Origin of the sequence: Azonexus hydrophilus, from assembly GCF_905120355.1 — a bacterium.
Lineage (GTDB): Bacteria > Pseudomonadota > Gammaproteobacteria > Burkholderiales > Rhodocyclaceae > Azonexus.
Genome location: NZ_CAJHOB010000007.1, coordinates 115,258 through 135,736, shown reverse-complemented (window position 1 = coordinate 135,736; position 20,479 = coordinate 115,258). Strand labels below are relative to the sequence as shown.

Below are 20,479 nucleotides of genomic sequence, written 5' to 3'. Positions count from 1 at the left end.
TTCCATGTCATTGCCCTATGAAATTCTGATCGGCCTGCGCTACACGCGGGCCAAGCGGCGCAACCACTTCATTTCCTTCATTTCGTTGATTTCAATGGCCGGCATCGGCCTCGGGGTGGCGGCGCTGATCGTGGTGCTGTCGGTGATGAACGGTTTCCAGAAAGAGCTGCGGACGCGCATTCTCGGGGTGGCCTCGCATATCCAGATTACCGGCATCGATGGCGGTTTGCATGACTGGCCTGCGCTGGCGGAGCAGGCCATGAAACACCCGGAAGTGCTGAAGGCCGCGCCGTTCGTGCAGTCGCAGGGGATGTTCTCGGTGGATGGCGGCGTGAAGGGGGCGCTGATCCGTGGCATCGAACCGGAGCTGGAAGACGGGGTCGCCGATTTTCGTAAAAGCATCACCAGCGGCAGCCTGGATGCCTTGCAGCCGGGGCGTTTTGGCGTGGTGCTCGGGGCCGATCTGGCACGTTCCCTGAAGGTCTATGTCGGCGACAAACTGACCTTGATCGCACCGCAGGGCAGCGTGACACCGGCCGGCGTGGTGCCACGGGTGCGCTCCTTCACGGTGGTCGGCATTTTTGAAGTCGGCATGTATGAATACGATGCCGGCCTCGCCCTGATCAATCTGCAGGATGCGCAGCGCCTGTACCAAATGGGCGAAACGGTGAGCGGGGTGCGGCTGAAGGTCGATGACCTGTTCGCGGCGCCGCGTATCGCGCGCGAACTGGCCGCGACCATCAATGCCGATGCCTATCTGCACGACTGGACCAAGAGTCACGCCAATTTCTTCCGGGCGGTGCAGATCGAGAAGACGATGATGTTCATCATCCTGTCGCTGATTGTGGCGGTGGCGGCATTCAATCTGGTGTCCACCCTGGTCATGGCGGTGACCGACAAACAGGCCGATATTGCCATCCTGCGCACGCTGGGCGCGCGGCCGCGCTCGATCATGGCGGTGTTCATGATTCAGGGGGCTTTGGTCGGTTGCATCGGGCTGGTGCTGGGGGTGGCCGGCGGCATTGCCCTGGCCCTCAACATCGATGTCGTGGTGCCGGCGCTGGAGCGCCTGCTGGGGATCCAGTTCCTGGCCAAGGATGTCTATTACATTTCCGATCTGCCCTCCGAGCTGCTCTGGAGCGATGTCTGGGGCGTGACCCTGATCGCCTTCGTGCTGTCGCTGCTGGCGACGCTGTATCCCAGCTGGCGGGCGGCACGGGTGAATCCGGCGGAGGCGTTGCGCTATGAGTGAGTTCATTCTTGAAGCCCGTGCGCTGGGCAAGGTGTTTCAGGGGGGCGGCCTGGAGGTGCCGGTCCTGCACGACATCAATCTCGGCATTGCTGCCGGGACGACGCTGGCCATCGTCGGCGCCTCAGGTTCCGGCAAGAGCACCTTGCTGCATTTGCTGGGCGGGCTGGATGCGCCCAGTTCCGGACAGGTACTGATTCAGGGGCAGCCGCTCGCCGATTTGTCGGAAGCAACACGGGGAGACTGGCGCAATCAGCATCTGGGTTTTGTCTACCAGTTCCATCACCTGTTGCCGGAATTCTCAGCGCAGGAAAATGTGGCCATGCCGTTGCTCATCCGCCGCCAGGAACGTGCGGCGGCGCTGGCCGAAGCAGCACAAGCGCTGGTTGCGGTCGGTTTGGGGCATCGGCTGGCACACCGTCCGGGCGAGCTTTCCGGTGGCGAGCGCCAGCGGGCGGCCATCGCGCGTGCCCTGGTCAGCCGTCCGGCCTGCATCCTTGCCGACGAGCCGACCGGCAATCTCGACAGCCAGACCGCCGGGGTGGTTTTTGACCTGCTGCTTGAACACGTCGAGCGTCAGGGAGCGAGTCTGGTGATGGTCACGCACGACCGCGACCTGGCCGCCCGTGCCATGCGGCAGGTGGAACTGAAGGACGGCGGGCTGACCGGTTGAGAAAAGGCCCGCCGGGGTCGGCAGCCGCCTTATCGCCGTTCGCCACGCAAGCGCAGTACTTCGGCGTGCAGGTGCTCCGGCGTGGCGGCACTGGAGGCGACTGGGGGCCCGACACGCAGATCGACCGCTGAGAACAGCCCGCGGCGGAAGGGTTTTTTCATCGCAGCGCCATCTATGCGTGAGAAGAAGCTTCCCCACAGGCCGGACAGGGCCATCGGAATCACCGGTACCGGCCGCGCTTGCAGGATGCGCGTCACCCCCGGGCGGAAGGGCTGGAGCTCGCCGTCGCGGGTGATGCCGCCTTCCGGGAAAATGCCGACCAGATCACCGGCTGCCAGCGCGGCATCGATTTCGGCGAAGGCACGCTCCATCAGCGCCGGGTCCTCCTTGGCCGGGGCAATCGGAATGGCGCCACAGTGGCGGAACACGAAGCCGAGCAACGGCAGGCGGAAGATACGGTGATCCATCACGAAGCGGATCGGACGGCGGCAGCAGCCCATCAGAATGACCGCATCAACCAGACTGACATGATTGGCAACGATCAGCGCCGCGCCTTCCTCGGGTACCTGGTCGATGCCATGAATTCGCAGGCGGTACACCGTTTTGACGAGCAGCCAGGCAATGAAGCGCAGCAGGAATTCCGGCACCAGGGTGTAGATGTAAATCGCCACCAAAGCGTTCAGCAGGGCTGCCAGCGCGAACAGGGACGGGATGGCAAGACCGGCGCCGAGTAGTGCCGCTGCACCCAGTGCGCCGGCGACCATGAACAGTGCGTTCATGATGTTGTTGGCGGCGATGATGCGCGCCCGCTGCTCCGGCGCACTGCGCAGCTGTACCAGCGCGTACAGCGGGACGATGAAGAAACCGCCGAAGACGCCCAGCAGCAGAAGGTCGAACAGGACCCGCCAGACCGCCGCCACACTCAGCAGCGCCAGCGTGTCGTGTGTGCCGTTGCCGGCCAGGCCGAGTGGCGAGGCAAAATAGAGATCGAGACCGAACAGCGTCAGGCCAATCGAACCGAAGGGCACCAGCCCGATTTCCACCTGCTTGCCGGACAGTCGCTCGCACAGCAGGGAGCCGGCACCGATGCCGAGCGTAAAGGTGGCGAGCAATACCGTGACCATCAATTCTCCGCCGCCGAGGACATTGCGGGTGTACGCCGGGAACTGCGCGAGAAAGAGCGCGCCGTACAGCCAGAACCAGGAAATCCCGAGGATGGAGAGAAATACGGCGCGCTCCTGGCGGGCAAAGGAGAGATTGCGCCAGGTTTCACTGAACGGGTTGAGGTTCACCCTCAACTCCGGCACCGGCGGTGGCGCCACCGGAATGCCCCGGCTGGCGAGGTAACCCGCGAACGCCACCACAAAACCGCCGGCGGCGATCCAGGCGGGATAGGTGACCGAACCGGCGAGCAGGCCGCCGGCCAGGGTGCCGATCAGGATGGCCACGAACGTACCGGCTTCAACCAGCGCATTGCCGCCGACCAGTTCATCAGTGTGCAGATGCTGCGGCAGGATGGCGTATTTGACCGGCCCGAACAGGGTCGAATGCAGCCCGAGCAGGAACAGCGCCGCCAGCAGCGTCGTCAGGCTGGTGAGGAAAAAGCCGGCAGCGGCAACCCCCATGATGAGCATTTCCAGCACTTTCACCAGCCGGGCCAGCATTGCTTTGTCGTACTTGTCCGCCAGCTGTCCGGCGGTGGCGGAAAACAGGAAGAAGGGTAGGATGAAAATTCCCGCCGCCAGATTGGCGAGCAATTCCGGCGCCAGCGTCGTCCACTGTGCTGTGTGAAAAGTGAGCAGCACGATCAGCGCGTTCTTGAACATGTTGTCGTTGAAGGCGCCGAGAAACTGCGTGGTGAAAAACGGGGCGAACCGTTTGTTCTTGAGAAGGGAAAACTGACCGCTCATGGTTGCTATGGCTTTCAGAAAAGTGATCCGGTGACAGCAGCACCCGGGCGGGCTTCTGTCGGTAAAAGTGGGGGCAGCATCAGCCGGTGCGCGCAAAAATCCGGCGGGTATCGAACACCGCTGCGGAGAAGAAATGGCCTTGCCAGGACAACAGGCGTTTCTGCACGAAATTGAACAGCAGCGGGTTGTGTTCGCGCAGCGCATTCAGATCGGCGACAGCCGCCTTCGGCAGCAAGCCGGTGCGGGCCAGCGTGGCCGAGGAAATCAGCGGCAGTATTCCCGGTAGCGGGTAGTCGGAGCCGTAAAGCAGGCGCGAATGCAGGTCGGTGCGCTGGAGCAGGGTACGGATGACCGCCGCTTGGCGGTTGCGCAGGGTGATGGCGGAAATGTCGCCGTAGAGCAGGTTGCGGGCGCGCGGCTCGGCCATTGCCTTGAGGAACAGGTCGAAACTGGAGCGGGTGCTGCCGTCGTCGTCGACATCGCTGCCCATCGAGGCGCAGTGTGCGACGACGATCTTCACCCCGGCATCGAGCGCGCGCCGCAGGCGCAGCGGATTGCCGAAGGCCTGGGTGTCGCTGCCTTGCACAGCTTTTTCCTCGCCACAATGCACGATGAGCGGGATGCCGGAAGCAGCCAGCACGCGGTAGAAGGCATCGCATTGCGCGGAGGCCGGGTCCATGCCCTGCGCTGCCGGTAGCCATTTGACGGCACAGGCGCCGTCGGCGATGGCCTGTTGCAGTTCATCGACTGCGCTGGCGTGATAGGGGTGCAGTGACGCCACCCACTCGAAGCGGGCCGGAAATTCTCGCGCCAGTTTGGCCGCCCAGGCATTCGGTACGTAAAAGGCTGAATGCTCGGGGTGGGCCTGACCGGCCGGATCATGAAAATGCGCGAAGGCGAACAGCATGACCTTGAAACCTTCTGGCATCGCATCGCACAGGTTGAGCAGACGTGCCACATAAGCGGTATCCACCTTACCCGGCGCATCGTGCGCGCAGCCGGCGTTCATGTAGAACAGGCGCTGCGCGTAATGCACTGGCTTCAGGGGCGTCGACAGTTGCGGCCCGATCTCGATGCCGCTGCCGCCATCGCCCAGCCCCGCAAGGTGTACATGGCAGTCCCACACGCCGGCCGGGTCGATCCCCGCCCAGGCCTGACGCAGCCACGGGCTATCCAGGAGTGCGACCGGAATCGCAGCCCGGCAGGGGTTGATGAGCGCCGGCCTGGCAAACGAGGCGCCGGCAACCGCCAGAACGCTGCCGCCGGCAAGGAGGCTGAGGAAATGGCGACGACTTCGATCGGGATTGCGTTCAACAGACATCTTCTTGCTCCTTGTCTGGATTTGTCCGGAAAAAACTTGCTACGCTCGGGATGCCAGTCACGATTGCTGCTAAATACGACAGAGCCATGCCTGCCCATAAGGCCAGTGCCAGACCAACATCCCAAGCTCCTTTCTGCAGACTGGGGTAAGTCATGAATAGCCAATTGACCAAAGGTGCAAGAACATACGACAAGCCATAGGGGGCTATGGCGAGCCAGGAGAGAAAAATCAGGCTTGCCAGTTGCGGCGAGCCCCCAGCATGGCAGTGACGCATTAGAAATCGTTTGAGCGCCCAGGCAGGAATGAGGAAGGTTAGTAACTGGACTACGATGACAGGCCCGATATGCACTTTGGTTCCGGCTTATGCCGCCTCGGCCATTTTTTTCAGTGTCACGGAGTCGATCTTCCCCGTGCCGAGCAGGGGCAGGGCGTCGAGGTGGCAGATCTTGCGCGGGACGGCGAGCTCCGGCGCGCCGCTGCTGCGGGCCACGGTGCTGAGTTGTTCGCGGTTCAGGGCGGGGTCGGTGGTGAATAGCACCAGCGCCTCGCCCTTGCTGGCGTCGGGCTGGCTGGATGCGGCGTGGTGCTGGTCGGGGGATGCCGCGTTGGCGAGTTTCTCGACGACTTCGAGACTGATCATTTCACCGGCGATCTTGGCAAAGCGCTTGACCCGGCCCACGATACGGATGAACCCGTCGGCATCGACTTCCACCACATCGCCGGTGTCGTACCAGCCGTTGCCAAGGTCGGAAACGGGGGGTTGCAGGATGCCGGGCTGGTCGGCTTTCAGGTAGCCGCTCATCACGTTGGGGCCACGCACGTGCAGGATGCCGCCGGTGTCGATGCCGGGAACCGGCTGCAACTGCAGCTCGATGCCGGGCAGCAGCGTACCGACGGTGCCGGTACGGTAGGCCATCGGGGTATTGACCGCCAGCACCGGGGCGGTTTCGGTGGCGCCGTAGCCTTCGAAAATGCGCAGGCCGAATTTTTCGAACCACAGGCCGCGCACGCTGTCGGCAAGTTTCTCCGCCCCGGCAACGACATAGCGCAGGCGGTAGAAATCATAGGGATGGGCGAATTTTCCGTAGTTGGCGAGGAAGGTCGATGTGCCAAAGAGCACGGTGCAGCCGCGGTCGTAGGCGAGTTCCGGAATCACCCGGTAATGCAGCGGCGAGGGGTAAATGAAGAGGCTGGCGCCAGACAGGATGGGCAGCAGGGTGCCGGCGGTGAGACCGAAAGAATGGAAGACGGGCAGGGCGTTGAGCACCTTGTCGTGTACCGAGAAATCGATCACCGAACGAATCTGCGCGATGTTGGCGAGAATGGCACGATGCGCCAGCACGACCCCCTTGGGCTTGCCTTCCGAGCCGGAGGTGAACAGCACCACCGCCGCTTCGTCCGGTGTGGCCGGCAGGGCGAAGCGGCGCGGGAAATGCAGCGCCCACAGCAGCAGCCATAATTTGTCGGCGACACCGATGGCGGCCCGGACATCCTCCAGATAGACGAGGTGTACCGCACGCAGCGCGCCCAGTTTGTCGGCCAGTTTGGCCTGCTCGACGAAAGCGCGTGAAGTGACGATGGTGCGCACCTGCGCTGCGGTACAGGCCGCCTGCATCGCTTCGACTCCGGCGGTGTAGTTGAGCATGGCCGGAATGCGGCGTCGTGCCGAGAGTCCGAAAATGAGCCCGACAGTCGGCGCCAGATTGGGCAGCAGCAGGCCGATGTGTTCGCCGGGGGTGCTCAGTCGCTCGATCTGACGCCCGAGGATGAGTGCCATCTTGAGCAGATCATTGTAGGAATACTCAACCTGCTTCACGTCTTCCAGCAGACGCCGGCGCCGGCCGTGCGTTGCCACGGCGGTGCACAGGGCGCCGTAGAGTGTATCGGCGGGGCGTGCAGCGACCACCATCTCCTGCATCAGGCGGCGCATGGCCTCACCGGACTGGTGCCGGCGCAGCTTGGCCGTCGCCCCGGTGGGCATGGGGAAATGGCGTTCCGGCAGAATGGTCAGGCGGATTTTTGGAAACAGCTGCCGGCGGTTGAGCCCCGACAGACGGGAAAAATAGCTGCGCTCGGCACCGTCAAGACGTACCGGCAGCACGGTTGCACCGGTTTTGGCCGCGACGAAGGCGGGGCCATCGTAAACCTTCATCAGGGAACCGGTGAGCGTGATGCGCCCTTCCGGGAAAATCACCACGGGCCGCCCCGATTCCACCAGCCGGATGACTTTCTTCATCGCCATCGGACTGGCGGGATCCACCGCCAGGTAATCCACCTGCGACAGCAGTATCCGGAACATCCAGCTTCTGGCGATGGTGGTGTGCACCACGAAGACTGGATTGATCGGTAGAAACAGGCCGAGCAACAAGCCGTCGAGAAACGATTGGTGATTGGCAACCACGAGCAGCCGCGAATGATGGAAATCTATCGCCTGCGCAGAAACTTCGATACGGAACAGTAGGCGAGCCAAGGTGCGCAGTACCGGGCGCAGCAGGCGACGCATGAGCGAGCGCAGCATCAGGTGGACTCCTTCAGATAATCTAGGACGTTGCTGAAAGTTGTCGCCAGAACGTCGCGGTTGATCCAGAACCAGACTTCCTTGCCGATTTTTTCGGAAGCCAGCACGCCGGATTCGTGCAGGATTTTCAGATGGTGGGAGACGGTCGACCGCGCCAGGGTGGACACTTCCGCAATCTGGCCCACATTGAGCCGCTCTCCCGGCTCGAACAACAGCAGAATGCGCTGCCGATGCTCGTCGCCGAGGGCGACAAAGATTTTTGACATCGCCTGCCAGGCGGGGGGAATGGTTTGGCTGTAATCATTCTTCATGTCGAAAATCTTAGTTATATCGACATGTCTTGTCAATAAATTTTCTGGTTCTGCGCTTTGTCGCCGCAGGGGGAGGGATGGCAAACCTTGGGACTGCAAGGGTTTCCAAAGGTTTTTTGCCGTTGAGGGCCGCAGCATCACGCGAATTCTGGGGCTTGAATCGGGCGATAGCTTCGCGTCGGCTCGCTTTTGAAACGAATGAGGGGCCAGTCAAGAAAGGCACCCGGTCAGGCAGAATTTCGGCCGAAGCAGGCTCCGGTATCGTTTTCTTGCCGTCCGGCCACGGAGAGTGGCCGTTGGCCGTTATTGTCAGAGGGGCTGCCTAGGAGTTATTCCCGGCGTTTGTATGAATCAAGTCATTATTTGCGATTGCCGCCTAAGTGCGCCACCAGTGACTACACTGGAATCAACTTCCGCTGCAAAAATTCTTGCCGGATTTCCTCTGCATTCGGCATCGTTTCCACCCGCCAGCGGATCAGCGGGACATTGGCATCCCTCAGACTCTTATTTTTCTTGGCATCGCGACGTTGGGCATCTGTGCTTTCATGGCTTGGATCGTCAAGCTCAATGGCGGCAACGGTCGACATGTCTCGGCGCAGGCAAGCCAGGAAGTCCACACGTTGCTGGCCAATGCGGTTCTGCCAGCGGTAACTGTTGGTCGCTAGACGAGTACCAGCACGCTGGGGATCAATACGAATGAATGATGCAAGTGGAACCTGCGGGAATATCTCGCATTCTGGAAGTGCGCTCTTGATACGTTCGAACATTTCAAGTTCGTAGCGGGACATTACTGAGGTCTGACGGTACGGTAGCTCCTCGTCTTCGTTGCTGAGGACCTTGTTCAGTACAGGCTCCTTTGTGTTCCTCGCAAGCGGTGCAAGTTCCTCTAGGCAGGTGTGTACAACCTGCCTGGCTTTATGCTTTAGCCAGATGATGAGTCCAAAAACAAGGAGGACAGCGGCGCCAAAGATGAGGATCGTAGATACCAGATTATCCATACCGGTTCGAATTGCGGTTGAGGCAGCAGTTGTACTTTCGCTGGCAGTGACCGGTTGTTTCTTGGTGGTCTTTTTCTGTGGTGCTTGAGTCGGCTTCGGCTGTGTGACTGGCTGGGTTTTTTCGCTTCCAGGTGGCGGAGCACCGGCTTCATTGACGAGCTGTTCACAAGTCAGGTTGGTAATGATTGTCTTGCCATTAATTTGGCAGCGCCGTGTTTCGACGGCATGAGCCTGAATGCCAATGGTGAAAACAATAGCCGCCATGCCGATGTAATTGATGGTTCGGTTTTGCGGTCTGAGCGTGCTCTGGGACATCTCGAGATGACAATATGGGCAGGCGCATGATGTTACTGGAATTTCGTGTCGACAGACTTGGTCGCGATTCGGACCACAGGTTTTGGGGGAAGATGCTTTCGTGTTTTGCACTTTCTGCAACTGTCTCAAATCGGCCAGTAGTGGGCATGGGGTAATCCCCACGCAAGGGCTGGTTAAACAGAGGCTCGGGTTGAGTTGCGATAGAAACGCTGCGAATGTCTGGCGCCTTGGCTGGCATCGTGTAATGATATTTGCATGATTTCTGTCATTTTGGCCTTTGCCTGCGGCGTCTTCTTTTTGCAGACCTGTGCCAGCTTGCCGCCGCTCTGGCTGGTGCTGGCGGGGGCGCTTGGGTGCTTGTTGCTCAGCCATTTCTGCTGGCGCCAGGCGCGTTCGCTGGTGCTGGTTTGTGCTGCATTTTTGCTGGGCGTCAGCTGGGCGGGTTGGCGGGCGGAATTGCGGCTGCAGGATGCGCTGGATGCGCAGTGGGAAGGGCGCGATGTGGTGGTGCAGGGCGTGGTGGCGGGATTGCCGCAGCCCGGAGCGCGCGCGGTGCGTTTCGAGTTTCTGGTGGAATCGGTGCTGACGCCGGGGGCGCGCTTGCCGCAGCGGGTGTTGCTCAACTGGTATGCCTCGCCCGGCAGCGGGGCAGGGGTACCGGCGATTGCGCCAGGTGAGCGCTGGCGGTTGACGGTGCGTCTGAAGAAACCGCATGGTAGTGCCAATCCAGGTGGGTTCGATTATGAAATGTGGTTGTTCGAGCGCGGCATCCGGGCGACGGGGTATGTGCGCCCGTCGGGGGGAACGCGCCTGGATGGTTTCGTGCCGGGTTTCGGGAGTGGGGTGGAGCGTCTGCGTGCGGCCGTGCGTGCGCGTTTCAGTCGCACCCTGCCGGCTGCCGAGTGGCCGTGGACCGGCATCCTGACGGCGCTGGCGGTGGGGGATCAGAAGGCGGTGGAGAGTGCGTTGTGGACCGTGTTCAACCGTACCGGCACCACGCACCTGATGTCGATCAGCGGTTTGCACGTGACCATGGTGGCCGGCATGCTGGGTGGGCTGGTTGCCTTTCTCTGGCGGCGGGTGCCGGCGCTGGTGCTGCGCTGTCCGGCGCAACGGGCGGGTATTGTGGCGGCAGCGGGCGGGGCGTTTTTATATGCCCTGCTGGCGGGGTTTGGTGTGCCGGCCCAGCGGACTTTTTACATGCTGCTGGTGGTGGCGCTGGCGGTGCTTTCTGGTCGCCTGCCGGCAGCGCGGCACATCCTGGCGCTGGCCTTGCTGCTGGTGCTGTTGATTGATCCGTGGGCGGTGCTGGCGCCGGGGTTCTGGTTGTCTTTTGCGGCGGTGGCGGCCTTGCTGTACATCGGCAGCGCGCGGCTGGAGGCCGGGGCAGGCTGGCGGGCGCGGCTGCGGACCTGGGGTGTGGTTCAGTGGGCCGCGACGCTGGCCACACTGCCGGTGCTGATGCTGGTGTTTCAGCAGTTTTCGCTGGTTTCGCCGCTGGCCAATGCGGTGGCGATTCCTGTCATCAGCCTGATCGTGACGCCACTGGCGCTGCTGGCGGCGGTGCTGCCCTGGCCCCCTTTGTTGCTGCTGGCGCATGGGGTGCTCGATGGGTTGATGCATTTCCTGCTCTGGTGTGCTGCCTGGCCGGTGTGGCAGGCGGCAGTGCCACCGTGGTGGACGGCCCCGCTGGCGCTCATTGGTGTAACGGTCTGCCTGCTGCCGCGCGGGGTGCCCGGGCGGGCGCTCGGCTGTGTGCTGATCCTGCCCTGTCTCTACTGGCCTGCCGAGAAATTACCGCCGGGCGTGGCGCAGATCGATGTGCTTGACGTGGGCCAGGGGCAGGCGGTGCTGGTGCGCACCCGGGGGCATGCGCTCTTGTACGACGCGGGGCCGCGCTATAGCGCCGAGGCCGATGCCGGGCAGCGGGTGGTGCTGCCTTATCTGCGCTGGCTGGGCGTGGAGCGGCTGGATCGTGTGCTGTTGTCGCACGGCGATAGCGATCATATGGGCGGTTTTGCTTCGCTGCAGGCGGGGATGGCGATTGCTGCGGTGGCGTCGTCCAGTGTCGATCAGCCCGGCAGTTTATGCGCCGCCGGCCAGCACTGGCAGTGGGATAGTGTCGATTTCACCCTGCTTCACCCGCTGCCTGCGGACTATGCGGCTGGCAAGAAGAACAATGCGCTGTCCTGTGTGCTGCGTATCGATGCGGGTGGGCGGCGCATGCTGCTGACGGGCGATATCGAAGTGGCCGAGGAGGCTGATTTGCTGGCCCGCTCGGCTGAGGCGCTGGCTGCCGATGTGATTCTGGTGCCGCATCATGGTGCCGCCGGCTCATCTTCTCCGGATTTTGTGGCGGCGGTGGGGGCCAGTGAGGCGGTTTTTTCCGTCGGCTACCGTAACCGTTTCCAGCATCCCCGGCCAGCCATCCTGCAACGTTATGCCGGGCAGGGGGCACGTCTGTGGCGGACCGATCTTGCCGGCAGCATTCATCTGCGGCTGGAGTCTGCAGGGGTGCAGGTTCATGGCTGGCGGCAGCAGCGCGCGCGTTACTGGCATGGGCGGTGATACATTCGGGGTGGTCATCCTGAATGTTATGCGTGAGAGTGGGTCATGAATTTTCAGCAATGCAAAGTGCAGTGCCTCAATCCCGGCGGCCTGCATGACATGAATTACTACCAGTGGGGCGCGCCGGATAATCCGCGCGTGCTGATCTGCGTGCATGGCCTGACCCGCAACGGTCGTGATTTCGACTGGCTGGCCGAACGCCTGGCGGCGCATTACCGGGTCATTTGCCCGGATGTGGTCGGGCGTGGGTTGAGCAGCCATTTGCACGATCCGGCCGGTTATGTCATTGCGCAATACGTGGCCGACATGGTGACGTTGATTGCCCGCCTGCAGGTCGAGCAGGTGGACTGGCTGGGGACGTCGATGGGCGGTTTGATCGGCATGGCGCTCGCGGCGCAGCAGGGAACGCCGGTGCGGCGTCTGATTCTGAACGATATCGGGCCGTTTCTCGATGCCGCTGCGCTGCGCCGTATTGCCGCTTATGTCGGTGCCGACCCCGCCTGGCCAAGCTTTGCGGCGGCACAGGCGGCGATCGAGGTCATCAGTGCGCCCTTCGGTGATCTGACGCCGGCCCAGTGGCAGGCGCTGACGGCCAGCAGCATTCAGCAACAGGCGGATGGCCAATGGCGCTTTCGTTACGATCCGCGCATCGCCGAACCGTTCAAGGCCGAACTGTCGGACGAAGGCGTCGATTTGTGGCCGCTCTACGCTACCATCCGCTGTCCGACGCTGGCGGTGCGGGGTGAATGTTCCGACTTGCTCAGCCGCAGCACCTGGCAGCGCATGGCTACGTGCGGCCCATGCGCGCAATTGGTGGAAATCCCCGCTGTCGGTCACGCTCCCATGTTCCACAACGCGGCGCAGATTGCCGTGGTAGAAAATTTTTTGCTTAACTCATAAGACCCCATGAATACTGTTTCCATCGTTTTCCAGAACCGCAGCTACGCTATCGAATACGTCGATTTTCCCGCCACCGTCGCCGGCCGTCCGCCGCTAGTACTGCTGCATGAGGGACTTGGCTGCGTGGCGATGTGGCGCGATTTTCCGGAAAAACTGGCGGCAGCCACCGGTTGCCGGGTGCTGGCGTATTCGCGTCCGGGCTATGGCGCCTCCGATCCGTACCCGGATCGCCGCCAGACGGATTACATGCATCGCGAAGGGCGCGACATTCTGCCCGCCGTTCTGGCTGCACTAGATGTGGAGCAGCCGGTTTTGATCGGCCATAGCGATGGCGGCAGCATTGCCCTGATTTTTGCCGGCAGTTATCCCGCGCAGTTGCGTGCGGCGGTGGTCATGGCGCCGCACGAATTTGTCGAAGAAGAAACGCTGGCCGGCATTCGCGCCGCGCGCGAGCTCTGGGAAAGCACCGACTGGCCGAAAAAACTCGCCCGCTACCACAAGCATGCCGCCCGGGTGTTTGCCGACTGGAACGACTGCTGGCTGTCGCCGCCATTCCGCCACTGGAATATCGAGGATTTTCTGCCCGCCATTACCTGCCCGCTGCTGGCTATCCAGGGGCGTCAGGACGAATACGCCACCCTGCGCCAGATTGACGTGATTGCCGAAAAAACGCCGCATGGCGCGCAGTTGCTCAAGCTCGATCAATGCGGCCATACCCCGCAGCGCGACCAGGAAGCCGCGGTGCTGGCGGCAATCAGCCAGTTTGTGGCGGGGCTGGCCTGATCTCTGCGGCGGGCAGCCTCAGTGCCTCTGACGGTTGCCGCTTATTCCACCTTGGCCAGATCCCGGGCATAGCGCTGCGCGTTCTTGACGTAATGGGCAGCGGAATGCTGCAGGCGTGCGACTTCTTCGTCGGTGAGTTGGCGCACGACCTTCGCCGGTGAGCCGAGGATCAGGCTGCGCTCGGGATAGCTCTTGCCTTCCGGCACCAGACTGTTGGCGCCGACAATGCTGTTGGCGCCGATTTCAGCCCGGTTGAGGATCACCGAGCCGATGCCGATCAGGCAGTTGTCACCGACAGTGCATCCATGCAGCATGACGAGGTGGCCCACGGTCACGCCCCGGCCGATGTGCATGGGGATGCCTTCGTCGGTGTGCAGCACGCTGCCGTCCTGAATGTTGCTGTTTTCGCCGATGTGGATCGGGTCGTTGTCGCCGCGCAGCGTGGCGTTCCACCAGACTGAAGCCCCCGCTGCCAGGTGTACGTCGCCGATGACGGTGGCGTTGGGGGCGACCCAGGCGCTGCTGGAAATGGCGGGTTTCTTGCCGGGAAGAGAGTAAATGGGCACGGGATTTCCTTGGTTGGACTGTTTTCAGGCGAGTTTACGCGGTTTTCTGCAACAGTTTTCCCGTATTTCTTCCGGAGGGTGATGTTGCATTGCAGCACCGGTGATAGAATCACGCCTCCCAAAATTTTCCAGATTGCTCTTCATGTCCGCCCGCGCTATTCGCAACATCGCCATCATTGCTCACGTTGACCACGGTAAAACCACGCTGGTCGACCAGCTGCTCCGCCAATCCGGCACCTTTGCCTCGCACCAGCAGGTGGACGAGCGCGTCATGGACTCGGGCGATATCGAAAAAGAGCGCGGCATCACCATTCTCGCCAAGAATACGGCGGTCGATTACAACGGTATCCACATCAACATCGTCGATACCCCGGGGCACGCGGATTTCGGCGGTGAGGTCGAACGTGTGCTGGGTATGGTGGATGGCGTGGTGCTGCTGGTCGATGCCGTCGAAGGGCCGATGCCGCAAACCCGTTTCGTGACCAAAAAAGCGCTGGCCCTCGGTCTGCGGCCGATCGTGCTGGTCAACAAGGTGGACCGCGATGGCGCCGATCCGGACAACGCGGTCAATCTCACCTTCGATCTGTTCGACAAGCTGGGTGCCAGCGACGAGCAGCTCGATTTCCCGATTGTGTACGCGTCCGGCCTGAATGGCTGGGCGGCGCTGTCGCTGGATGCGCCGCGCACGGACATGAAGCCGCTGTTCGACATGATTCTGTCGCACGTGCCGGCCCCCGATACCGATCTGAATGCGCCGCTGCAGCTGCAGATTTCGGCGCTGGATTATTCCACTTACGTCGGCCGCATCGGCGTTGGCCGCATTACCCGTGGCCGGGTCAAGACCGGTATGCCGGTGATGGTGATGTTCGGCACCGAAGAAGAAGCTGCCGAGCACGACCGGCAGCCGATCAAGGCCAAGATCGGTCAGGTGTTCGGTTACAAGGGGTTGAACAAGGTCGAGATGGAGGAAGGGGTGGCCGGCGACATCGTCCAGATCACCGGCATCGAGGATCTTGTGCTGGGCTGCACCGTGACCGATCCGGATCAGCCGGAAGCGCTGCCGCTGCTGAAAATCGACGAACCGACGCTGTCCATGCAGTTCATGGTCAACAGCAGCCCGCTGGCGGGTACCGAAGGCAAGTTCGTCACCAGCCGCCAGATCCGCGACCGCTTGCACAAGGAACTGCTGACCAATATGGCGCTGCGTGTGCACGATACCGACATCAGTGATGTGTTCGATGTGGCCGGGCGTGGCGAGCTGCACCTGGGCATTCTTCTGGAAAACATGCGGCGTGAAGGTTACGAGCTGGCGGTGGGGCGTCCGCGGGTGGTCAAGAAGATCATCGATGGCGTCGAGTGCGAGCCCTACGAAATGCTGACCGTTGATGTCGAGGAAGGTCACCAGGGGGGCGTCATGGAAAGCCTGGGGCTGCGTCGTGGTGAAATGCTCGACATGGTGCCGGATGGTCGCGGTCGGGTGCGTATTGAGTACCGCATTCCGGCGCGTGGATTGATCGGCTTCCAGGGTGAATTCATGAACCTGACGCGCGGTACCGGCCTGATCAGCCACGTCTTCGACGACTATGCGCCGGTCAAGGAAGGGCAAGTGGCGGAGCGTCGCAACGGTGTGCTGATTTCGCAGGACAACGGCGAAGCCGTGGCCTATGCCCTGTGGAAACTGCAGGATCGCGGTCGCATGTTCGTCAATCCGGGCGACAAGCTCTACGAGGGCATGATCATCGGCATCCACAGCCGCGATAACGATCTGGTGGTCAACCCGATCAAGGGCAAGCAGCTGACCAACGTTCGCGCCTCCGGTACCGATGAGGCCGTACGTCTGGTGCCGCCGATCCAGTTGAGTCTCGAAGCCGCCGTCGAATTCATTGCGGACGACGAACTGGTCGAGCTGACGCCGAAATCCATTCGTCTGCGCAAGCGTCACCTCACCGAAAACGACCGCAAGCGCGCCCAGCGCGCCACGGCGCAGTAAGTACGCAGGCGGACATGCTGCACAGGCTGTGTCCGCCCTGCGTCACCTGGCTGGCGCGTCATCCGGTGGCGGCGCGCCGCCTGCTCTGGGTTGCGGCCTGGAGCCTGTTTTTCACTTTGCTCGGCTGGATCAGTGATCCGGTCTATGGCCCAGGGTTCTGTCGAGTCTACCCCTGATTTGCGCTGAGTGCCCCCTCTGCGGGCGAGGCGTTTCAGGGTGCTGGCCTGTCACGGATCGCCTGATCCGGGAGCCTGCTGGCTCAATTGACAAAGCACACTGCTTCCCCTAGCGTGCCAGCCTCCCACGTTTTTTGGCAGCCTGACATGGAATTTATCGACCTCCCCCAATTGCTTTCGGCTTCCGGCACGGTGCGTCTGCCTGGCTCGAAGAGCATTTCGAATCGTGTGCTGCTGCTGGCGGCGCTGGCTGCCGGGACCACTGAAGTGCGCGACCTGCTCGCGTCCGACGATACCGAGCGCATGCTGGAAGCCTTGCAGGCGCTGGGCGTGGGCGTCACGCATCTGGGGGGAGAAAACTGGCGCATCGACGGGTGTGGCGGCGTCTTCCGGACGGAGGCGGCAGAATTGTTCCTCGGTAATGCCGGCACGGCGTTTCGCCCGTTGACGGCGGCCCTGGCCCTGGCGGGCGGCGATTACGTGCTGAAAGGCGTGCCGCGCATGCACGAACGGCCGATCGGTGATCTGGTCGATGGCCTGCGTCAGCTGGGGGCACAAATCGATTACCTGGGAGAGCCCGGTTATCCGCCCCTGCGTATCCGGCACCGCCTGCCCGACGCAGCAGCGGAGCGGATTTCCGTGCGTGGCGATGTCTCCAGCCAGTTCCTCACCGGCCTCCTGATGGCGCTGCCGCTGCTCGCGCGGACGGTGGTGGTGGAGGTGGCCGGTGAATTGATTTCCAAGCCGTATATCGAGATCACGCTCGCCACCATGGCGCGTTTCGGCGTCACCGTCGAGCGTGAGGGCTGGCAGCGTTTCACCGTGCGCGCAGGCAGCCGCTACGTGGCGCCGGGGACGGTCTATGTCGAGGGCGATGCTTCGTCGGCATCGTATTTTCTCGCTCTGGGGGCCATCGGCGGCGGTCCGGTCCGGGTGGAAGGTGTGGGCAGCGAATCGATCCAGGGCGATGTGAAGTTTGCCGAGGCGCTGCGGCAGATGGGCGCCATCATCGACACCGGCCCCAACTGGATGAGCGCAAGGGCGCCGGCTGGCGGCTTGCGCGGGCTGGAGCTCGATTGCAATCACATTCCCGATGCGGCCATGACGCTGGCCACCACTGCGCTCTTTGCCCAGGGCGCGACCAAACTCACCAATATTGCCAGTTGGCGGGTCAAGGAAACCGACCGTATCGCCGCCATGGCCACCGAGTTACGCAAGCTGGGCGCGGTCGTGGAGGAGGGGGCTGATTACATTCGTGTGACGCCGGTTGAGCGTGTGCAGCCGGCAGCGATCGCGACCTATGATGATCACCGCATGGCGATGTGTTTCTCCTTGGCGGCGTTTGCCACGCCGCTGCGGATCAACGATCCTAACTGTGTGGCGAAAACCTTCCCGGATTATTTTGCGCGCTTCGCCACAGTCACCCAGGCGGCCCCGGTGATCGCCATCGACGGCCCGTCCGCTTCCGGCAAGGGGACAGTGGCGGCGCGGGTGGCGGCGGCGCTGGGGTTTGCCTATCTCGATTCGGGCGCCCTTTACCGCCTGACTGCCCTGGCGGCGCAACGTGCGCAGGTGGCCTGGGACGACGAGGCCGGTGTGGCGCAGGTCGCCGCCGCGCTGGATGTGGTCTTCAGCGAAGACGAGGTGTTGCTTGCCGGCGTGCCGGTGGGCGATGCCATCCGCACCGAAGAGATCTCGTCCGGCGCATCGCAGGTTGCCGCGCTGCCAGCGGTGCGTGCTGCTTTGCTGTTCCGCCAGCGCGCCTTCAACACTCGCCCGGGCCTGGTGGGCGATGGGCGCGACATGGGGTCGGTGGTTTTTCCGCAGGCCCGGCTCAAGGTGTTCCTCACCGCCAGCGCCCAGGTGCGTGCCGAACGGCGCTATAAGCAGTTGATCGAAAAAGGCTTCTCTGCTAATCTGCCGACCCTTCTGGCGGAATTGCAAGCTCGTGACGCGCGCGATCAAGCGCGCCCGGTGGCGCCATTGCGTCAGGAGGCCGATGCGTTTTTGCTCGATACCGACAAACTCAGCATCGAGCAGGCGGTGGCGCAGGTGCTGGCATGGTTTGCGGCGGCGTCCCGTCAGTGAAGTTGTAAGTGGTTGCAAGTGCTTGTTGTACAAGGCATTGCCGGCTTTCTTGGGCCGGCAATGATTTTTTTCATCCCTAACCCGCTGTGAAATTTCGGTTTTGCGGCACGAAAGTCAGTCCTTAATGGAATCCTTTGCTCAACTATTTGAAGAGTCCCTGGCCCGCCAGGAAATGCGTCAAGGCGAAGTCATCACTGCAGAAGTGGTGCTCATCGATCACAACTTCGTTGTGGTCAATGCCGGCCTGAAATCCGAATCCTACGTTCCTGTAGAAGAATTTTTGAACGACCAGGGTGAAGTCGAAGTTGCCGTTGGCGATTTCGTGCAAGTGGCCATCGAAATGCTCGAAGACGGCTACGGCTCGACCCGCCTGTCGCGCGATCGCGCCAAGCGCATCGCCTCGTGGAACTTCCTCGAGCAAGCCCTCAACGACGGCGCGCTGGTCTCCGGTACGATCACCGGCAAGGTCAAGGGCGGCCTCACCGTCATGTCCAACGGCGTCCGTGCCTTCCTCCCGGGCTCGCTGGTCGACATGCGTCCGGTCAAGGACACCACGCCGTACGAGGGCAAGACCATGGAATTCAAGGTCATCAAGCTCGATCGTAAGCGTAACAACGTCGTCCTGTCGCGCCGCGCTGTGCTCGAAGCCACCGCCGACAAGGATCGCGAAAAGCTGATGGAGAACCTCAAGGAAGGTTCGACCGTCAAGGGTATCGTCAAGAACATCACCGACTACGGCGCATTCGTCGATCTGGGCGGCATCGATGGCCTGCTGCACATCACCGACCTGGCCTGGCGCCGTGTCCGTCACCCGAGCGAAGTGCTCAACGTGGGCGACGAAGTGACCGCCAAGATCCTCAAGTTCGACGCCGACAAGAACCGCGTCTCGCTGGGCATGAAGCAGCTGGGCGACGATCCGTGGGTCGGTATTGCCCGCCGTTATCCGGCCGGCACCCGTCTGTTCGGCAAGGTCACCAACCTGACCGACTACGGTGCCTTCGTTGAAATCGAACAGGGTATCGAAGGCCTGGTGCACGTGTCCGAGATGGACTGGACCAACAAGAACGTGCATCCGTCCAAGGTGGTGTCGCTGGGCGACGAAACCGAAGTCATGATCCTGGAAATCGACGAAGACCGTCGCCGCATCTCGCTCGGCATGAAGCAATGCCAGGCCAATCCGTGGGACGATTTCGCCATGAACCAGAAGAAGGGCGACAAGGTCAAGGGTGCCATCAAGTCGATCACCGACTTCGGTATCTTCATCGGCCTGCCAGGTGGCATCGATGGTCTGGTGCACCTGTCCGACCTGTCCTGGTCCGCAACTGGCGAAGAAGCGATCCGCAACTTCAAGAAGGGTGACGAAGTTGAGGCCGTGGTGCTCGCCATCGACGTCGAGAAGGAGCGTATCTCCCTCGGCATCAAGCAGCTCGACGGTGATCCGTACGCCAACTTCATCGCCACGCACGAAAAGAACAGCATCGTGCGCGGTACGGTCAAGTCGGTCGATGCCCGTGGTGCCGTGGTTGCGCTGGACGGTGAGAACGAAGCCTATCTGCGTGCCTCCGAGTTCTCGCGTGAACGTACCGAAGACCTGTCGCAACACCTGAAGGTGGGCGACGAAGTCGAAGCCATGATCATCAACGTGGATCGCAAGACCCGTGGCATCAATCTGTCGATCAAGGCCAAGGATCAAGCCGAGCAACACGAAGCCCTGCAGAAGTTCTCTGCGGATGCCTCTTCGGCTGCTTCCGGCACGACCAACCTCGGTGCACTGCTCAAGGCCAAGCTGAATCAGCAAGGCTGAGCGGATCTGACACGATGACCAAATCTGAGCTCATCGCCCAGCTGGCGGAACGTTTTCCCCAGCTGGTGGCGAAAGATGCCGATCTTGCCGTGAAGATGATTCTTGATGCGATGTCGGAAGCGCTGGTGCGCGGCGACCGTATCGAGATTCGCGGCTTCGGCAGCTTTGCGCTCAATTACCGCCCGCCACGCCTCGGCCGTAATCCCAAATCGGGAGAGAAGGTTGATGTGCCGGCGAAGTGGGTTCCCCACTTCAAAGCGGGTAAGGAATTGCGCGAACGGGTCGATCAAGCGGTTTGAATTGCTCTGC

The 20,479-nt window shown here is 62.1% G+C and carries 17 protein-coding genes; 10 read left to right on the top strand and 7 right to left on the bottom strand.

Annotated elements, in window-relative coordinates; genetic code table 11:
* Positions 1-10 precede the first annotated feature (10 nt).
* Positions 11-1,252: a lipoprotein-releasing ABC transporter permease subunit gene (locus JYJ39_RS07425; protein ID WP_205203347.1), complete on the top strand. Its 1,242-nt coding sequence runs from the start codon at positions 11-13 to the stop codon at positions 1,250-1,252.
* Positions 1,245-1,922, top strand: coding sequence for an ABC transporter ATP-binding protein (locus JYJ39_RS07420; protein WP_205203277.1), 678 nt, complete (start codon positions 1,245-1,247; stop codon positions 1,920-1,922). The genes JYJ39_RS07425 and JYJ39_RS07420 overlap by 8 nt, the downstream gene beginning before the upstream one ends.
* 29 nt (positions 1,923-1,951) lie before the next feature.
* Here JYJ39_RS07420 and JYJ39_RS07415 read toward each other — a convergent pair whose 3' ends face one another.
* The 6 genes from JYJ39_RS07415 to JYJ39_RS07390 all read right to left on the bottom strand — a co-directional run bounded on the left by JYJ39_RS07415 (position 1,952) and on the right by JYJ39_RS07390 (position 9,295).
* Positions 1,952-3,832, bottom strand: a complete 1,881-nt coding sequence (locus JYJ39_RS07415) for an MFS transporter (protein ID WP_205203275.1) — start codon at positions 3,830-3,832, stop codon at positions 1,952-1,954.
* A 79-nt stretch (positions 3,833-3,911) separates the two neighbouring features.
* Positions 3,912-5,153 (bottom strand): amidohydrolase family protein, encoded by a 1,242-nt coding sequence (locus JYJ39_RS07410; RefSeq protein ID WP_205203273.1) that lies wholly within the window; start codon positions 5,151-5,153, stop codon positions 3,912-3,914.
* Positions 5,143-5,502: a hypothetical protein gene (locus JYJ39_RS07405; RefSeq protein ID WP_205203271.1), complete on the bottom strand. Its 360-nt coding sequence runs from the start codon at positions 5,500-5,502 to the stop codon at positions 5,143-5,145. The genes JYJ39_RS07410 and JYJ39_RS07405 overlap by 11 nt, the downstream gene beginning before the upstream one ends.
* Before the next feature lie 12 nt (positions 5,503-5,514).
* Positions 5,515-7,671: a bifunctional acyl-ACP--phospholipid O-acyltransferase/long-chain-fatty-acid--ACP ligase gene (gene aas, locus JYJ39_RS07400; protein ID WP_240189587.1), complete on the bottom strand. Its 2,157-nt coding sequence runs from the start codon at positions 7,669-7,671 to the stop codon at positions 5,515-5,517.
* A complete protein-coding gene (locus JYJ39_RS07395) occupies positions 7,671-7,982 on the bottom strand; it encodes an ArsR/SmtB family transcription factor (protein WP_205203269.1) in 312 nt (103 codons plus the stop codon). Before JYJ39_RS07395 ends, aas begins: the two co-directional genes overlap by 1 nt.
* Before the next feature lie 395 nt (positions 7,983-8,377).
* Positions 8,378-9,295, bottom strand: coding sequence for a DUF2726 domain-containing protein (locus tag JYJ39_RS07390; RefSeq protein WP_205203267.1), 918 nt, complete (start codon positions 9,293-9,295; stop codon positions 8,378-8,380).
* A gap of 255 nt (positions 9,296-9,550) precedes the next feature.
* Between JYJ39_RS07390 and JYJ39_RS07385 the strand changes: the two genes are divergently transcribed.
* The 3 genes from JYJ39_RS07385 to JYJ39_RS07375 are packed head-to-tail and all read left to right on the top strand — an operon-like array spanning position 9,551 to position 13,546.
* Positions 9,551-11,863: a DNA internalization-related competence protein ComEC/Rec2 gene (locus tag JYJ39_RS07385; protein ID WP_205203265.1), complete on the top strand. Its 2,313-nt coding sequence runs from the start codon at positions 9,551-9,553 to the stop codon at positions 11,861-11,863.
* A gap of 45 nt (positions 11,864-11,908) precedes the next feature.
* Positions 11,909-12,763: an alpha/beta fold hydrolase gene (locus tag JYJ39_RS07380; RefSeq protein ID WP_205203263.1), complete on the top strand. Its 855-nt coding sequence runs from the start codon at positions 11,909-11,911 to the stop codon at positions 12,761-12,763.
* Positions 12,764-12,769: 6 nt separating this feature from the next.
* Positions 12,770-13,546 (top strand): alpha/beta fold hydrolase, encoded by a 777-nt coding sequence (locus JYJ39_RS07375; RefSeq protein ID WP_205203261.1) that lies wholly within the window; start codon positions 12,770-12,772, stop codon positions 13,544-13,546.
* Positions 13,547-13,587: 41 nt separating this feature from the next.
* Here JYJ39_RS07375 and JYJ39_RS07370 read toward each other — a convergent pair whose 3' ends face one another.
* A complete protein-coding gene (locus JYJ39_RS07370) occupies positions 13,588-14,112 on the bottom strand; it encodes a gamma carbonic anhydrase family protein (RefSeq protein WP_205203259.1) in 525 nt (174 codons plus the stop codon).
* Between the two features lie 142 nt (positions 14,113-14,254).
* Between JYJ39_RS07370 and typA the strand changes: the two genes are divergently transcribed.
* The 5 genes from typA to JYJ39_RS07345 all read left to right on the top strand — a co-directional run bounded on the left by typA (position 14,255) and on the right by JYJ39_RS07345 (position 20,469).
* On the top strand, positions 14,255-16,102 hold the full coding sequence (gene typA, locus JYJ39_RS07365) for a translational GTPase TypA (protein ID WP_205203258.1): 1,848 nt from the start codon (positions 14,255-14,257) through the stop codon (positions 16,100-16,102).
* A gap of 14 nt (positions 16,103-16,116) precedes the next feature.
* The gene (locus tag JYJ39_RS07360) at positions 16,117-16,278 is read left to right on the top strand and encodes a hypothetical protein (protein ID WP_205203256.1); all 162 of its coding nucleotides are present in this window, start codon (positions 16,117-16,119) and stop codon (positions 16,276-16,278) included.
* A 147-nt stretch (positions 16,279-16,425) separates the two neighbouring features.
* On the top strand, positions 16,426-18,366 hold the full coding sequence (locus JYJ39_RS07355) for a bifunctional 3-phosphoshikimate 1-carboxyvinyltransferase/cytidylate kinase (protein WP_205203255.1): 1,941 nt from the start codon (positions 16,426-16,428) through the stop codon (positions 18,364-18,366).
* A gap of 100 nt (positions 18,367-18,466) precedes the next feature.
* A complete protein-coding gene (rpsA, locus tag JYJ39_RS07350) occupies positions 18,467-20,170 on the top strand; it encodes a 30S ribosomal protein S1 (RefSeq protein WP_275887961.1) in 1,704 nt (567 codons plus the stop codon).
* 14 nt (positions 20,171-20,184) lie between these two features.
* Entirely contained in the window at positions 20,185-20,469 is a 285-nt protein-coding gene (locus JYJ39_RS07345; protein WP_205203253.1) for an integration host factor subunit beta, read from the top strand.
* Positions 20,470-20,479 lie beyond the last annotated feature (10 nt).

Excerpts from the sequence above, each read along its gene's own strand:
- JYJ39_RS07420 (WP_205203277.1), top strand. The coding sequence starts at position 1,245 with ATGAGTGAGTTCATTCTTGAAGCCCGTGCGCTGGGCAAGGTGTTTCAG.
- JYJ39_RS07415 (WP_205203275.1), bottom strand. The coding sequence starts at position 3,832 with ATGAGCGGTCAGTTTTCCCTTCTCAAGAACAAACGGTTCGCCCCGTTT.
- JYJ39_RS07410 (WP_205203273.1), bottom strand. The coding sequence starts at position 5,153 with ATGTCTGTTGAACGCAATCCCGATCGAAGTCGTCGCCATTTCCTCAGC.
- aas (WP_240189587.1), bottom strand. The coding sequence starts at position 7,671 with ATGCTGCGCTCGCTCATGCGTCGCCTGCTGCGCCCGGTACTGCGCACC.
- JYJ39_RS07395 (WP_205203269.1), bottom strand. The coding sequence starts at position 7,982 with ATGAAGAATGATTACAGCCAAACCATTCCCCCCGCCTGGCAGGCGATG.
- JYJ39_RS07390 (WP_205203267.1), bottom strand. The coding sequence starts at position 9,295 with ATGTCCCAGAGCACGCTCAGACCGCAAAACCGAACCATCAATTACATC.
- JYJ39_RS07385 (WP_205203265.1), top strand. The coding sequence starts at position 9,551 with ATGATTTCTGTCATTTTGGCCTTTGCCTGCGGCGTCTTCTTTTTGCAG.
- JYJ39_RS07380 (WP_205203263.1), top strand. The coding sequence starts at position 11,909 with ATGAATTTTCAGCAATGCAAAGTGCAGTGCCTCAATCCCGGCGGCCTG.
- JYJ39_RS07375 (WP_205203261.1), top strand. The coding sequence starts at position 12,770 with ATGAATACTGTTTCCATCGTTTTCCAGAACCGCAGCTACGCTATCGAA.
- typA (WP_205203258.1), top strand. The coding sequence starts at position 14,255 with ATGTCCGCCCGCGCTATTCGCAACATCGCCATCATTGCTCACGTTGAC.
- JYJ39_RS07360 (WP_205203256.1), top strand. The coding sequence starts at position 16,117 with ATGCTGCACAGGCTGTGTCCGCCCTGCGTCACCTGGCTGGCGCGTCAT.
- JYJ39_RS07355 (WP_205203255.1), top strand. The coding sequence starts at position 16,426 with ATGGAATTTATCGACCTCCCCCAATTGCTTTCGGCTTCCGGCACGGTG.
- JYJ39_RS07345 (WP_205203253.1), top strand. The coding sequence starts at position 20,185 with ATGACCAAATCTGAGCTCATCGCCCAGCTGGCGGAACGTTTTCCCCAG.